Genomic DNA, 12955 nt, shown 5'->3' with positions numbered 1-12955 from the left:
CGCCCCACCGGCCACCCGACCACAGCCCTCCACCACCCCCCCCCCCGCCCCCCCCCCCCCCCGGCCCCCCCCCCCCCCCCCCCCCCCGGCCCCCCCCCCGCCGGCGTGCGTCGACCCACCCCGCCCCCTGCCATGGCACGGTTCACGCCATCGACTCCGGCAAAGCTTGACCTGATCATGCCAACGTCGCACCATGAGCGCCAACCCGCACAGCGGACTCACAGGGAGACCACGCAGACACACGGCCCCGGCGGGTCCGCATCCGCACGTCGCACGCGAACATCCCCACCTCCACCCCAAGGAGAGTTCATGCGACTTCGCATCCGCGGCTCCGGCGCCCGTGGCAGCAGACGTACCGCCGCCCTCGGCGCGCTGCTGGCCCTCGCCCTCGCCGCCCCTGTCTCGGCCACCGTCGGTAACGCCAGCGCGGACAGCGTCCGGAAGGTCACGCCTTCCGGGGGCGACATACGGCAGTACGAGATCCACCAGAGCACGAACCCCGTGACCCGTACGGCCATTCAGGCCACCGGCGTCACCGTGGACGAGGCCGACGAGGAAACCGTCGTCGTCTCCGGGCGGCCGGAGCAGATTCGCGAGCTGCGCCGACTGGGGTATGAGGTCCAGCCGTCGGCAAGCGCGCCGCGACGCGGTGAGGCGCGGCTGTACGACTTCCCCAGCGCCGACTCGAAGTACCACAACTACGCCGAGGTGAACGCCGAGATCGACCAGCGGCTCGCCGCCTACCCGGGCATCATGAGCAAGCGGGTGATCGGGAAGTCGTACCAGGGGCGGGACATCGTCGCCATCAAGGTCAGCGACAACGTCGGCACCGACGAGGACGAGCCCGAGGTGCTGTTCACCGCGCATCAGCACGCCCGGGAGCATCTGACCGTGGAGATGGCCCTCTACCTGCTACGGGAACTCGGCGCGGGGTACGGGTCGGACTCGCGGATCACGAACATCGTCAACAGCCGGGAGATCTGGATCGTCCCCGATCTGAATCCGGACGGCGGCGAGTACGACATCGCCAGCGGGTCGTACCGGTCGTGGCGCAAGAACCGGCAGCCCAACGCCGGTTCCTCGTCCGTCGGGACCGACCTCAACCGGAACTGGGACTACAAGTGGGGCTGCTGCGGCGGGTCCTCGAGCAGCAAATCGTCCGAGACCTACCGCGGGACCTCCCCCGAGTCCGCGCCCGAGGTGAAGGTCGTCGCCGACTTCGTGCGCGGCCGGGTCGTCGGGGGCGAGCAGCAGATCAAGGCGGGCATCGACTTCCACACCTACAGCGAGCTGGTGCTGTGGCCGTTCGGGTGGACGTACAACGACACCGCCCCCGGGATGACCGCGGACGACGCCGCCGCGTTCAAGGCCGTGGGGCAGAAGATGGCCGCCAGCAACGGGTACACCGCCGAGCAGTCCAGCGACCTGTACATCACGGACGGGTCGATCGACGACTATCTGTGGGGTACACAGAAGATCTTCGACTACACCTTCGAGATGTATCCGACGTCCGCCTGGGACGGCGGGTTCTACCCGCCCGACGAAGTCATCGAGCGGGAGACCTCCCGGAACAAGGACGCCGTGTTGCAGCTGCTGGAGAACGCCGACTGCATGTACCGGGCCATCGGTAAGGCCGGCCAGTACTGCGGCTAGCCAGCGGCTACGCGTCCTCGAAGTAGGCGTCGAGCACCGCGTCCAGCTGCTCGTCCCACTCCTTGAAGCGCGCCCTGGCCGTCGCCTCGATCTCGATCGGGAACCAGCGGCGGTCAGGGGTGTGCACGGTGATCGTGTACCGCTTGCCGAAGCGGGGCGACTCCGTCTCCACCGCGGCGATCTCCTCCCAGCGGAACTCACATGCCTCCTCGTCCAGCTTGAGGCGGACGCCCTTGCGGTCGGCCACTATCCGGGCCCGGCGGTCGGACGCCTCGAACACCGGCCCGTCCGCCGGCTCCCCGGCAGGCTCAGCCGAGTCCTCGGCACTCGATTCCTCGGCCGCCGGCTCCTCGGTCGTCGAGTCCCCGGTCGTCGAGTCCTCGACCACGGAGTCCTCGGCCACCGGCTTCCCGGCTTCCTCCGAAGCCTTGGCCTCCGGCTCCTCGGCCACCGGCTCCTTCGACACCGATGCCGTCGGAGTCGGCCCCGTGAGTCCCGGGATGAAGGCCGGGTCGAAACCGGCGCCCGTCACGGGCTCGGCCTTCAACGGCCCGCCCTTCAACGGCTTGCTGTTCGCTCCTATGCGCTGCTCCACGGCCGCAGTATGGACGACTTACCTGTGCCGGAACCAGTCAGCTCACGAACACGCTGACCACCGCCGCCACCGCGAACCCCGCCAGTGACAGCACGGACTCCAGGACCGTCCAGGTCCGCAGCGTGTCCCGCTCGCTGATGCCGAAGTACTTGGCCACCATCCAAAAGCCGCCGTCGTTGACATGGGAGGCGAAAATGGAGCCCGCCGAGATGGCCATGATGACGAGGGCGACGAATGCCTGCGAGTGGTGACCCTCCGTCAGAAGCGGGGCCACGATGCCGGCGCTCGTCACGATCGCCACCGTCGCCGAGCCCTGGGCCACCCGCAGCACCAGCGAGATCAGGTACGCCAGGACGATCACTGGCAGGCCCACGTCGTGGAAGGTGTCCGACAGCGCCTGGGCGACCCCGCTGGCCTTGAGGACGGCGCCGAAGACACCGCCCGCGCCGACGACCAGCAGGATGTTGCCGACCGGCTTGAGGGACGCCGTCGACACCGTCTCCAGGGACTTGCGGGACCAGCCGCGGCGGATGCCGAGGAGGCAGTACGCGAGGAGCAGGGCGATGGTGAGGGCGACGAAGGGGCTGCCGAAGAACTCCAGGACCGAGCGGCCGGGGGACGGATCGAGGGCGATCGAGGAGAAGGTCGCGGCGAGGATCAGCACCAGGGGCGTACCGATGATGGCGAGGACCGTGGCCAGGGGTACCGGCCTCTCCTGCGGCTCCACGCCCTGCGCGCGCTGCTCGGCCACGACCGCCTGCCTGGCCTCTTCCGCCGCCTCCACCATGTCCTGCGGTACGGCGACGAAGATCCGCCTGCCGATCCAGGCGGCGTACGCCCAGGCGGCCAGTACGGCGGGCAGACCGCAGACGATGCCCATGAGGACGACCCAGCCGAGCTGCACGTGCAGCAGTCCGGCGGCGGCGACCGGGCCCGGGTGCGGCGGCAGGAAGGCGTGGGTCATGGACAGACCCGCGAGCAGGGGCAGGCAGTAGAGCAGGATCGACTTGCCGGATCGTCTGGCGGCGGCGTACACGAGCGGCGCGAGGACGAAGATGCCGACATCGAAGAAGACCGGGATACCGAAGATGAGGCCGGTCAGGCCCATCGCGAGGGGGGCTCGGCGGGCACCGAAGAGGGCCAGCAGGCGGGAGGCCAGCACCTCGGCCCCGCCGCTGACTTCGAGGATCGCGCCGAGCATGGTGCCGAGGCCGATGATGATCGCGACATGGCCGAGGATGCCGCCCATGCCGGACTCGATGGTGGAGACGGCGTCGGAGCGCTGGACGGTGCCGAAGAGTTCGGTCACCGAGAGGCCGGCCAGCAGGCCGACGGCTATGGAGACGGCGAGCAGGGCGACGAAGGGCTGGAGCCTGACTCTGATGATCAGGAAGAGCAGCAGGGCTATGCCGAGGGCGGCGACGGTGAGCAGGCCCGTGGTGCCGTCGAGGAGGAGGAGCAGGCCGCCGGTGTGGGGCGGGGCGGCGGGGGCGGGGGCGGGGGCGGCGAGCGGGAAGGACATACGGGGGTCCTCTGGATAAGTGCATCGTGCTTTCGGGCAGGGCGGATCGCGGCACGGCGGCCCAGGTGGGCGCCGTGCCGTACGGGATGTGCGGAAGCCGGGGAGTCGTCAGCTCAGGACGGCGAGGACGTCGTCAGCTCAGGACTGCGAGGACGTCGTCAGCTCAGGACGGCGAGGGAGTCGTCAGTTCAGGACGGCGAGGACGTCGATCTCGATGAGGAGGCCGGCCGGCAGACCGACGTAGACCGTGGTGCGGGCGGCGGGCGGCTGGGTGAGGCCCTGCTCCTCGAAGTAGGTGTTGTAGATCTCGTTCATCTCGGCGAAGTGGTCCACGTCGGTGAGGTAGACGCGGATCATCATCGCGTCGTCCCAGGTCGCGCCGCCTTCTTCCAGGATCGCCTTGACGTTGGCGAGGGTCTGCAGGGTCTGCTCGCGCAGGGTCGGGCCGGCGGGCGTCGGGGGCTTGCCCTCCTCGGCGGGCAGGAAGCCGACCTGGCCGGCCACCTGGAGGATGTTGCCCTTCCGCACGCCGTGCGAGAACTTCGCGGGCGGGGTGATGTGGGTCTTGGGGGTGAGCGCGGTCTTCTCGGTCATGCGGGGGTGCCCTTCACTGGCGTTCTTCCGGAGTACTCGCCGCTGATCGCGTCCGCCGTGCGGCGGACCAGCGGGAGCAGGGTGAGGAGTTCCTCGGCGGTGACGACCACGTTCGGCGCGGACACCGACATCGCGGCGACCACCCGGCCGTCGGCGCCGCGGATGGGGGCGGCGACGCAGTTGATGGACTCCTCGTGGCCACCGAGGTCGGTGGCCCAGCCCTGTTCGCGCACCGTGGCCAGTTCCTTGAGGAACGCCTCGGCGTTGGCGGTGGAACGGGCCGTGTACATCGGGTAGTCGAGCTGCTCGGCGAGTGCGCGGCGCTCGGCCGCGGGCAGGTCGGCGAGGAGCAGTTTGGCGACGGCCGCCACGGTGATGGCCACCGGCTTGCCGATCCGCGAGTACATGCGGACCGGGTAGCGGCTGTCCACCTTGTCGATGTACAGCACCTCGTTCTCCTCGTGGACCGCGAGGTGGACGGTGTGTCCGCACTGCTCGTTCAGCCGCGCGAGGTGGGGGTGGGCGATCTCGCGGATGTCGAGGTTCTCCATGGCCTCCTGGGCGAGGGCGAAGAGCCGGGCGCCGAGGCGGTAGCGCTGGTCGGACTGGCGGTAGACCAGGCCGTGTTCGTGCAGGGTGCGCAGGAGACGCAGGGCCGTGGACTTGTGCACGCCCAGGCGGTCGGCGACCTGTCCGAGGTCGGCGGGGCCCTCGGCGAGCAGCGGCAGGATGCTCAGGGCGCGGTCGACGGTCTGACTCATGGGATGTTCGCCTCCTCCTCGGCCTGCTCGGCTTGCGTCCAGCCGGGGCCGAGTCGAAGTCTCCCCCATGCGTCGTCGTCCAGGGCGGCGAGGCGGTCGGCGTGGCCGCGGGCGGGGGGTGCGGCGAGGTCGCCGGGGGTGGTGAGGGCGGCGGCGGCGAAGAGGTGCCCGTGGCGGAGGCGGTCCCGCAGGGGCAGCCCCCGGAGGGTCGCGGAGAGGAAGCCGGCGGCGAAGGCGTCCCCGGCGCCGACGTGGGCGACGACGTCCACGCCGGGTGCCCGGACGAGGACGGCGCGGCCGTCGGCGTCCGCGGGTCCCTCGGTGTTCCTCTCGAAGGCGGTGGCTCCGCCCTTGCCCTGTTTGATGACCACGATCGACGGTCCGGGCAGCGCCTCCAGGACGGCCCGGCCGCCGCGCAGCCCCCAGGCCCGGCGTGCCTCGTCGTCGCCGACGAACACGATGTCGGCGCCTCTCGCGAGCTCCAGCAGCACCTGTGGTCCGTCGGCGTCCGGCCAGAGCGCGGGCCGGTAGTTGACGTCGAAGGAGATCAGCGGCCGGCCGGGCCGGCGCGCGGTCAGCTCGCGCAGCAGCTCCAGGCAGGTGCCGGACAGCGCGGCGGTGATCCCGGACAGGTGCAGCACCCGCCCCGACCGCGCCGCCGCCAGGTCGACGTTGTCCGCGGCCATGGCGGAGGCCGCGGAGCCGGCCCGGTAGTACGCCACCTCGTGGGCGTCGGTGTCCCGGTCGGCCGCGGTACGGAAGTAGATGCCCGTGGGCCGGGCGGGGTCGGTGCGCACGGCGCCGGTGTCGACCCCGTATCCGGCGATCCGCTCCACCAGGTGCTGCCCGAAGCCGTCCGCGCCCACCCGGCTCACCCATCGTGTGGAGTGCCCGGCGGCCGCCAGCACGCAGGCGACGTTGGACTCGGCGCCGCCGATCGCGCGGTGGAAGGCGGGGACGTCCGCGAGGCGGCCCGGCCGGCTGGGCAGGAAGGTGACCATGGACTCGCCGAGTGCCACGACGTCCACGGGATCCCCCGGCTCCGCCCGGCCCACGGGTTCGTGCGGAACGGCTGAGGCGTAAGCAGCGTCGTCGATGATGACTCCTGTCGATGACCGGGCGGCGACTCCGTTGACCCGGTGTTCGCCGAGATGCTAGACACCAGTAAGCACCGCATGCAATGACCGTTGCACATCCCGCAACGGTCGAGAGAGGGGCTCGATGAGCAACGAAGCGCTCGCCCGCCAGGCCACGGAACGCCTCGCCCGCCTTGCCGAGGAACGCGTCGACCACCGCTTCAAGGGCCTCCCCGCGGACGCCGACGGACTGACGGTCGCCGAGCTGGCCGCCCAGCGCCGCAACCTCTTCCGGGACGGAGACGGCTTCACCTCCCCCGTCCTCGCCCTGTCCGCCGAGCGCCTGGAGCACAACCTCGCGCTGATGGAGACGTACACCTCCCGGCACGGCCTGGCGTTCGCCCCGCACGGCAAGACCTCGATGGCCCCGCAGCTCTTCCACCGCCAGATCGAGCACGGCGCGTGGGGCGTCACGCTGGCGGTGCCCCACCAGGTGCGGGTGGCGCGTGCGTTCGGTGTCCAGCGGGTCTTCCTCGCCAACGAGCTGGTGGACGCCCCCGCCCTGCGCTGGATCGCCGGCGAGCTGGCCGCCGACCCGGAGTTCCGTTTCGTCTGCTACGTCGACTCCGTGCGCGGGGTGGAGCTGATGGACGCGGCCCTGCGCGGCGCCGCCCGCCCCGTGGACGTGGTCGTGGAGCTGGGCGCGGGCGAGGCGGCCCGGACCGGTGTGCGTACCGAGGCGGAGTGCGCGGCCGTCGCGCAGGCCGTGACCGCCGCGACGACCCTGCGCCTGGTCGGGGTGGCGGGCTACGAGGGCGAGGTGCCGAAGGCCGATCCGGAGCGCGTGCGGTCGTATCTGCGGCGGCTGGTCGCGCTGGCCGCCGAGCTGGACAAGGGCGGACGGTTCGAGGGCGTGGAGGAGATCGTGGTGAGCGCGGGCGGCAGCGCCTGGTTCGACGCGGTGGCCGACGTCTTCGCCGGGATCCCCGAACTCTCCGCGCCCGTGCTGAAGCTGCTGCGCTCGGGGGCGTACGTCTCCCACGACGACGGGCACTACCGCAGGCTCACCCCGTTCGCCCGGGTCCCGCAGGAGGGTGCTCTGGAGCCCGCCTTCCGGCTGTGGGCACAGGTCGTCTCCCGGCCCGCCTCCGGGCAGGCTTTCGCCAACGCGGGCAAGCGGGACGCCGCCTACGACCTGGACCTGCCGGCCGCGCAGGTGGTACGCCGCGACGGTGTCGAGCGCCCGGCCACCGGCGTCACCGTGACCGGTCTGTCCGACCAGCACACCTGGCTGCGCACGGACCCGGAGGCGGACGTCGAGGTCGGGGACTGGATCGGCCTCGGCCTGTCCCACCCGTGCACGTCCTTCGACAAGTGGCAGCTGATCCCGGTCGCCGAGGCGGACGGCACGGTCGTCGACTACATCCGCACGTTCTTCTAGGAGGCCCCCCGTGGAGGACCTGGTCATCCGGGACGCCGACGTCGTCGACGGCAGCGGGGCGGACTCCTACCGCGCCGACGTCGTGATCGACGGCGGCCGGATCGTCTCCATCGTCAAGGAGGCGGCCGCCGCGGGCTGCCAACGGCCGCGTGCCGTGCGCGAGATGGACGCGGAGGGCCTGGTCCTCTCCCCCGGCTTCATCGACATGCACGCCCACTCCGACCTGGCCCTGCTGCGCGACCCCGACCACAGCGCGAAGGCCGCGCAAGGGGTCACGCTGGAGGTGCTCGGCCAGGACGGGCTGTCGTACGCGCCGGTGGACGACCGCACCCTGGAGGAGGTGCGGCGGGCGATCACCGGGTGGAACGGGTACGGCGACGGCATCGACTTCGACTGGCGGTCGGTCGGCGAGTACCTCGACCGTCTGGACCGGGGCATCGCGGTCAACGCCGCCTACCTGATCCCGCAGGGTACGGTCCGGGCGTTGGCCGTGGGCTGGGCGGACCGCGAGGCGACGCCCGAGGAGCTGGACCGGATGCGGCGGCTGGTGGCCGAGGGGCTGGAGCAGGGCGCCGTCGGGCTGTCCTCCGGACTCACCTACACCCCGGGCATGTATGCCGGGGACGTCGAACTGACCGAGCTGTGCCGGGTGGTGGCCGGGTACGGCGGCTACTACTGCCCGCACCACCGCTCCTACGGCGCCGGCGCCCTGGAGGCGTACGCCGAGATGGTCGAACTGACCCGGGAGGCCGGCTGCCCGCTGCATCTCGCGCACGCCACGATGAACTTCGGCGTGAACGAGGGCCGGGCGCCCGAGCTGCTGGCCCTGCTCGACCGGGCCCTGGACGAGGGCGCGGACATCACGCTGGACACCTATCCCTACACCCCCGGCTGCACGACCCTCGCCGCGCTGCTGCCGAGCTGGGCGAGCGAGGGCGGCCCGGAGGAGATCCTGGCCCGGCTCGCCGACCCGGTGACGGCCGCGCGGATCCGGCACGACCTGGAGGTCACCGGCTCCGACGGCTGCCACGGGGTGCCGGTGGAGTGGGAGACGATCGAGATCTCCGGGGTGAGCGATCCGGCCCTCGGTGACCACGTGGGCCGCAGTGTCCGCGAGTCGGCGGACTCGCGGGGCGAGTCCCCGTGGGTCACCGCGCACCGCCTCCTGGTGGCGGACCGGCTCGGCACGACGATCCTCCAGCACGTCGGCCACGAGGAGAACGTCCGCGCGATCATGCGGCACCGCGCGCACACCGGCGGCTCCGACGGCATCCTGCGGGGCACCAAGCCGCACCCGCGCGCGTACGGCACTTTCCCGCGCTATCTCGGGTACTACGTACGCGAGTTGGGCGTGCTGTCGCTGGAGGAGTGCGTCGCCCGCCTCACCTCCCGGCCCGCGGCGCGGCTGCGGCTGCCGGACCGCGGGCTGGTGCGCGAGGGGTACCGGGCCGACCTGGTGCTGTTCGACCCGCGGACGGTCGCCTCCGGCGCCACCTTCGCCGAGCCCCGGACGCTGCCCACCGGGATCCCGCACGTGCTCATCGACGGCCGGTTCGTCATCGAGGACGGCAGGCGGACGGACGTACTGGCGGGGCGGGCGGTCCGCCGTACCCCGGTGTGACCGCCCGCCGCCGGTGGCTACGGCTTGGGCAGGGTGCAGCCCGCCGCGGTCAGGTTGAGCGTGTTCCCGGTGGTGAAGCAGGCCGGGATGAGGTAGGTCTCCTGGGCGTAGTTGATGCCCTGGCGGACGGTGACGTTGCCGTTCGCGTCGACCTCGCACGGGTTGTTCACCGTGCACCGCTCGCCGTCCTCGTTGCCGGTGTTGTTGACGGCGACGACCTTGCCGGTGGCGGTGTCGACGACCGGTGAGCCGGAGGTGCCGCCGATGGTGTTGCAGGCGGAGGTGTAGCGGACCGAGTCCTTGAAGGTCCAGTCGCCCTCCTTCAGCCGGTAGACGAACCCGTCGACGTTGCAGCCGTAGATGCGCTTCCAGTAGCCGGAGACCACCTTGATGGTGGTGCCGGCCGTGGGGTGCGTGTCCTGCACGGTGAGCGGGCTGATCCCGTACGAGCTCTTGATCTTCGCGTACGTGGTGGTCAGCCGGTAGATGGTGACGTCCGTGTCGGTCATGGTCGAGTAGACGACCTGGTTGGCGCGGAGGGTGGCGATCTTGGTGCCGGCGGAGTTCAGCAGACCGAAGGAACGGCTGGAGGACTGGCCGGTGATGACCTCACCGGCGTCCGGCATGCCGGTCTCCAGGCAGTGGCCGTTGGTCAGCACGAGGGCCGGGTCGGTGTCGGCGGAGCCGGGGAAGCGGATGACGGAGCCGGAGCAGTTGCTGAGCGAGACGGTGCCGGCGAAGTCGACCGTGGCCTTGGCGGCCTTCGCGGTGTGCGGGGCGGTCTTGACGTCGGTGTGCGGGGCGGCCATCGCCGGGGTCGCGCCGAGCCCGGCTATCGCCAGGGCGGAAAGCGCGGCAAGGAGAGGCTTGTTCACGTGGGGGTCCCCTCTTACGACGTGGGCGACCGGAGGTGTTCCGGTCGCCCCGTTGGTTGTCATGCGCATTGTCGGCAGGGAAGAGGGGCGGGGACAAGAAGCCGCGTCAGGTCATAGGGGTTTCCCTCTGCCGAACGGCAACCGCTGCCTGTCCGCCCGGACTTGACGACGACGTTCCCGGACGGGGCGGGGGGCCGGACGGTTCGTCAGGTCAGTACGGGCGGCCCGGCCAGTCGTGGCCGTGGTGCCGGTGACCGGGGTTGCCGGGGCCGGACGTCGTCGGCGCGGCGGACGGCACAGTGGGTGTGGGGGAGACGGGGGCCGAGGTCGCGGCCGCCGGACTGCCGCTCGGCTCACGCGAGCTGCCCCCGGTGCCCCCGGATCCCGGGCCGCCGGCCGGGAGGGCGGCCGTAGGGGTCAGCGGGGCCGCGGCGGACCGGACGGCGGTGGCCGGGGCCGTCACGGCGGAGCCCGTGCCGGCCGGCGACGCCGAGGCCGGGGCGGTGGCGGCCGGGGACGCCGAGTCCGGGGTGGCGCCGGCCGTGCCGGCGGCGGGGCCGTCGGCGACCCGTCCGCCGTCCGCGGGGCGAGACCCGTCCGGGGAGCCCGATCCGGCCACAGCGGCGATCACCGCGACGGTTCCGGCCACCGCCCCCAGGGCGCCGGCGACGACCGCCACCCGTCGGCGGCCTCCCGGGCGCCGCCGCGCCCGGCGGCGCCCGGCGCGCCCCTCGCCGACGGCCGGCGGCCCGGGCTCCGGGGGCACCGGGGGCAGCTCGCGCGTCTGGTCGTACGCGTTCTGCCAGCCGTGCGCGGCGGCGGGGTCGGCGTACTCCTCGTACGCGGGGGCCGCAGCCGGCACCGGTCGGTACACGTTCGGCCGGATCCCGGGCGCGCCGCCCCCTGCGTCCATGCCGTACGCCCCCGCCTCATGCTCCCGTTCCGTGGACATGCCAGCGGATTCTAGGGACGCAAGTGACTCCCGAGACAGTCGGCGGCGTTTTCCGGGCAAATCTTCGTGTCTCACGTGGCGGAAAACACGACCCGTGAGGCATGACCGGGTCGTAAGCTCACGGACATGCAGGTGATCCAGTCGACCAAGCTCGCCAACGTCTGTTACGAGATCCGGGGTCCGGTGCTCGAAGAGGCCATGCGGCTGGAGGCGGCGGGTCACCGCATCCTCAAGCTCAACACCGGCAACCCGGCCGCCTTCGGTTTCGAGTGCCCGGCGGAGATCCTGGAGGACATCCTCCGCAACGTCTCCACCGCGCACGGCTACGGCGACGCCAAGGGCCTGCTCGCCGCCCGCCGCGCGGTCGTCATGCACAACCAGACCCTCGGCATCGAGACGGACGTCGAGCACGTCTTCATCGGCAACGGCGTCTCCGAGCTGATCGTGATGGCGATGCAGGGGCTCCTCGACGACGGCGACGAGGTCCTCGTACCGGCACCGGACTATCCCCTCTGGACGGCGGCCGTCTCCCTGTCCGGCGGTACGGCGGTGCACTACCGCTGCGACGAGCAGTCCGACTGGATGCCCGACCTCGCCGACATCGAGCGCAAGGTCACCGACCGCACCAAGGCGATCGTCGTCATCAACCCGAACAACCCCACGGGCGCCGTCTACGACGAGGCGATGCTCAAGGGGCTGACGGACATCGCCCGCCGGCACAACCTGCTGGTCTGCTCCGACGAGATCTACGACAAGATCCTCTACGACGGAGCCACCCACACCCCGACCGCGAAGGTCGCCCCCGATCTGCTCACCCTCACCTTCAACGGCATGTCGAAGGCGTACCGGGTGGCGGGCTACCGCGTCGGCTGGATGTCGATCTCCGGCCCGCGCGCCCACGCCGACTCCTACATCGAGGGCCTGACGATCCTGGCGAACATGCGGCTGTGCGCCAACATGCCGGGCCAGCACGGGGTGGTCGCCGCGCTCGGCGGTCGCCAGTCGATCAACGACCTGGTGCTGCCGGGCGGGCGGCTGAAGGAGCAGATGGACACCGCGTACGAGCTGCTGACCCAGATCCCCGGGGTGAGCTGCGTACGGCCGAGGGGCGCGCTGTACCTGTTCCCGCGCCTGGACCCGCAGGTCTTCAAGGTCAAGGACGACCGGCAGCTGGTCCTGGACCTGCTGCGGCAAGAGAAGATCATGGTCGTCCAGGGTTCCGGCTTCAACTGGCCGGAGCCGGATCACTTCCGCGTGGTGACCCTGCCGACGGTCGGCGATCTGCGCGACGCGGTGACCAGGATCGGGAACTTCCTGGACGGGTACGGCCAACCGTAGTCGACGGACTTCACTCCGTGACTCGACTCAACTTTAGACGAAATCTAAGCTAGGATGGCTTCCTGTCAGAGCACAGGAGGCCATCCGCCATGTACGAGCCGATCCGCACCAAGTCGGTCCACAGCACGATGGCCGGCACCACCTCGGACTTCCCCCACCGATCGCGCGAGGAGGAGCTGGACATCCAGCTCGCCGGTCACCTCGCCGCACTGCTCGCGGTCACCGACGAGCTGCGCGCCCTGACTCCGTCCGCCGGCCTGGACACGGCCGCCGAGCGCCTCACCGCGCAGGTGGCCCGGCTGCGCGGAGGACGTGCGCCGCTGCGCGCGGCGCCGGCCGCGGCGGGCGATCCGGGCGCACTGCACCGGCGGGCGCACACGCTCGCCGGCCGGGCGCTGGTGGTCGCCGCCTCGCGCGCGGACACGGCGGCGGCGATCCTCGCCGCCGAGCGGATGGACGCGCACACAGCCGCCCTGGCCGACCCGAAGGAACTCAGCGCTGCGCGCTGATCCCCGCCGGGTCCCCCG

At 71.7% G+C, this 12955-nt stretch carries 12 protein-coding genes; 5 read left to right on the top strand and 7 right to left on the bottom strand.

Features of this window, described 5'->3' with window-relative positions; genetic code table 11:
- Nucleotides 1–309: 309 nt before the first annotated feature.
- Nucleotides 310–1653 (top strand): M14 family metallopeptidase, encoded by a 1344-nt coding sequence (locus ACIGYR_RS26270; RefSeq protein ID WP_399597354.1) that lies wholly within the window; start codon nt 310–312, stop codon nt 1651–1653.
- Nucleotides 1654–1660: 7 nt separating this feature from the next.
- Here the strand turns inward: ACIGYR_RS26270 and ACIGYR_RS26265 are convergent, their stop codons facing one another.
- The 5 genes from ACIGYR_RS26265 to ACIGYR_RS26245 all read right to left on the bottom strand — a co-directional run bounded on the left by ACIGYR_RS26265 (nt 1661) and on the right by ACIGYR_RS26245 (nt 6153).
- On the bottom strand, nt 1661–2248 hold the full coding sequence (locus ACIGYR_RS26265; protein ID WP_399597352.1) for a hypothetical protein: 588 nt from the start codon (nt 2246–2248) through the stop codon (nt 1661–1663).
- A 37-nt stretch (nt 2249–2285) separates the two neighbouring features.
- Nucleotides 2286–3770 (bottom strand): GntP family permease, encoded by a 1485-nt coding sequence (locus ACIGYR_RS26260; protein ID WP_399597350.1) that lies wholly within the window; start codon nt 3768–3770, stop codon nt 2286–2288.
- A gap of 183 nt (nt 3771–3953) precedes the next feature.
- Nucleotides 3954–4364 (bottom strand): RidA family protein, encoded by a 411-nt coding sequence (locus ACIGYR_RS26255; RefSeq protein WP_399597348.1) that lies wholly within the window; start codon nt 4362–4364, stop codon nt 3954–3956.
- Nucleotides 4361–5125 (bottom strand): IclR family transcriptional regulator, encoded by a 765-nt coding sequence (locus ACIGYR_RS26250; RefSeq protein ID WP_399597346.1) that lies wholly within the window; start codon nt 5123–5125, stop codon nt 4361–4363. The genes ACIGYR_RS26255 and ACIGYR_RS26250 overlap by 4 nt, the downstream gene beginning before the upstream one ends.
- Nucleotides 5122–6153 carry a sugar kinase gene (locus ACIGYR_RS26245; RefSeq protein WP_399597343.1) on the bottom strand — a complete coding sequence of 344 codons (1032 nt, stop codon included), beginning with the start codon at nt 6151–6153 and terminating at the stop codon, nt 5122–5124. Before ACIGYR_RS26245 ends, ACIGYR_RS26250 begins: the two co-directional genes overlap by 4 nt.
- Nucleotides 6154–6346: 193 nt before the next feature.
- Here ACIGYR_RS26245 and ACIGYR_RS26240 point away from each other — a divergent pair, with 193 nt between their 5' ends.
- Nucleotides 6347–7642: an amino acid deaminase gene (locus tag ACIGYR_RS26240; protein WP_399597341.1), complete on the top strand. Its 1296-nt coding sequence runs from the start codon at nt 6347–6349 to the stop codon at nt 7640–7642.
- Between the two features lie 10 nt (nt 7643–7652).
- A complete protein-coding gene (locus ACIGYR_RS26235) occupies nt 7653–9263 on the top strand; it encodes an amidohydrolase family protein (protein WP_399597339.1) in 1611 nt (536 codons plus the stop codon).
- A gap of 17 nt (nt 9264–9280) precedes the next feature.
- Here the strand turns inward: ACIGYR_RS26235 and ACIGYR_RS26230 are convergent, their stop codons facing one another.
- Together ACIGYR_RS26230 and ACIGYR_RS26225 are read right to left on the bottom strand one after the other, a co-directional pair.
- Complete coding sequence (locus ACIGYR_RS26230; RefSeq protein ID WP_399597336.1) at nt 9281–10138, bottom strand: serine protease; 858 nt, start codon at nt 10136–10138, stop codon at nt 9281–9283.
- A 211-nt stretch (nt 10139–10349) separates the two neighbouring features.
- Nucleotides 10350–11090: a hypothetical protein gene (locus ACIGYR_RS26225; protein ID WP_399597333.1), complete on the bottom strand. Its 741-nt coding sequence runs from the start codon at nt 11088–11090 to the stop codon at nt 10350–10352.
- A 126-nt stretch (nt 11091–11216) separates the two neighbouring features.
- Here ACIGYR_RS26225 and ACIGYR_RS26220 point away from each other — a divergent pair, with 126 nt between their 5' ends.
- Both ACIGYR_RS26220 and ACIGYR_RS26215 read left to right on the top strand, forming a co-directional pair.
- Nucleotides 11217–12428 (top strand): pyridoxal phosphate-dependent aminotransferase, encoded by a 1212-nt coding sequence (locus tag ACIGYR_RS26220; protein ID WP_399597330.1) that lies wholly within the window; start codon nt 11217–11219, stop codon nt 12426–12428.
- A gap of 89 nt (nt 12429–12517) precedes the next feature.
- Nucleotides 12518–12937: a hypothetical protein gene (locus tag ACIGYR_RS26215; RefSeq protein ID WP_399597328.1), complete on the top strand. Its 420-nt coding sequence runs from the start codon at nt 12518–12520 to the stop codon at nt 12935–12937.
- Nucleotides 12938–12955: the final 18 nt, after the last annotated feature.

Origin of the sequence: Streptomyces sp. NPDC053076 (assembly GCF_044546845.1) — a bacterium.
Taxonomy (GTDB): Bacteria; Actinomycetota; Actinomycetes; order Streptomycetales; family Streptomycetaceae; genus Streptomyces.
This window is presented reverse-complemented; position numbering and strand designations above follow the sequence as displayed.

What these genes read in the sequence shown, in the direction of transcription:
- ACIGYR_RS26270 (WP_399597354.1), top strand. Translation starts at nt 310, where the DNA reads ATGCGACTTCGCATCCGCGGCTCCGGCGCCCGTGGCAGCAGACGTACC.
- ACIGYR_RS26260 (WP_399597350.1), bottom strand. Translation starts at nt 3,770, where the DNA reads ATGTCCTTCCCGCTCGCCGCCCCCGCCCCCGCCCCCGCCGCCCCGCCC.
- ACIGYR_RS26255 (WP_399597348.1), bottom strand. Translation starts at nt 4,364, where the DNA reads ATGACCGAGAAGACCGCGCTCACCCCCAAGACCCACATCACCCCGCCC.
- ACIGYR_RS26250 (WP_399597346.1), bottom strand. Translation starts at nt 5,125, where the DNA reads ATGAGTCAGACCGTCGACCGCGCCCTGAGCATCCTGCCGCTGCTCGCC.
- ACIGYR_RS26240 (WP_399597341.1), top strand. Translation starts at nt 6,347, where the DNA reads ATGAGCAACGAAGCGCTCGCCCGCCAGGCCACGGAACGCCTCGCCCGC.
- ACIGYR_RS26225 (WP_399597333.1), bottom strand. Translation starts at nt 11,090, where the DNA reads ATGTCCACGGAACGGGAGCATGAGGCGGGGGCGTACGGCATGGACGCA.
- ACIGYR_RS26220 (WP_399597330.1), top strand. Translation starts at nt 11,217, where the DNA reads ATGCAGGTGATCCAGTCGACCAAGCTCGCCAACGTCTGTTACGAGATC.
- ACIGYR_RS26215 (WP_399597328.1), top strand. Translation starts at nt 12,518, where the DNA reads ATGTACGAGCCGATCCGCACCAAGTCGGTCCACAGCACGATGGCCGGC.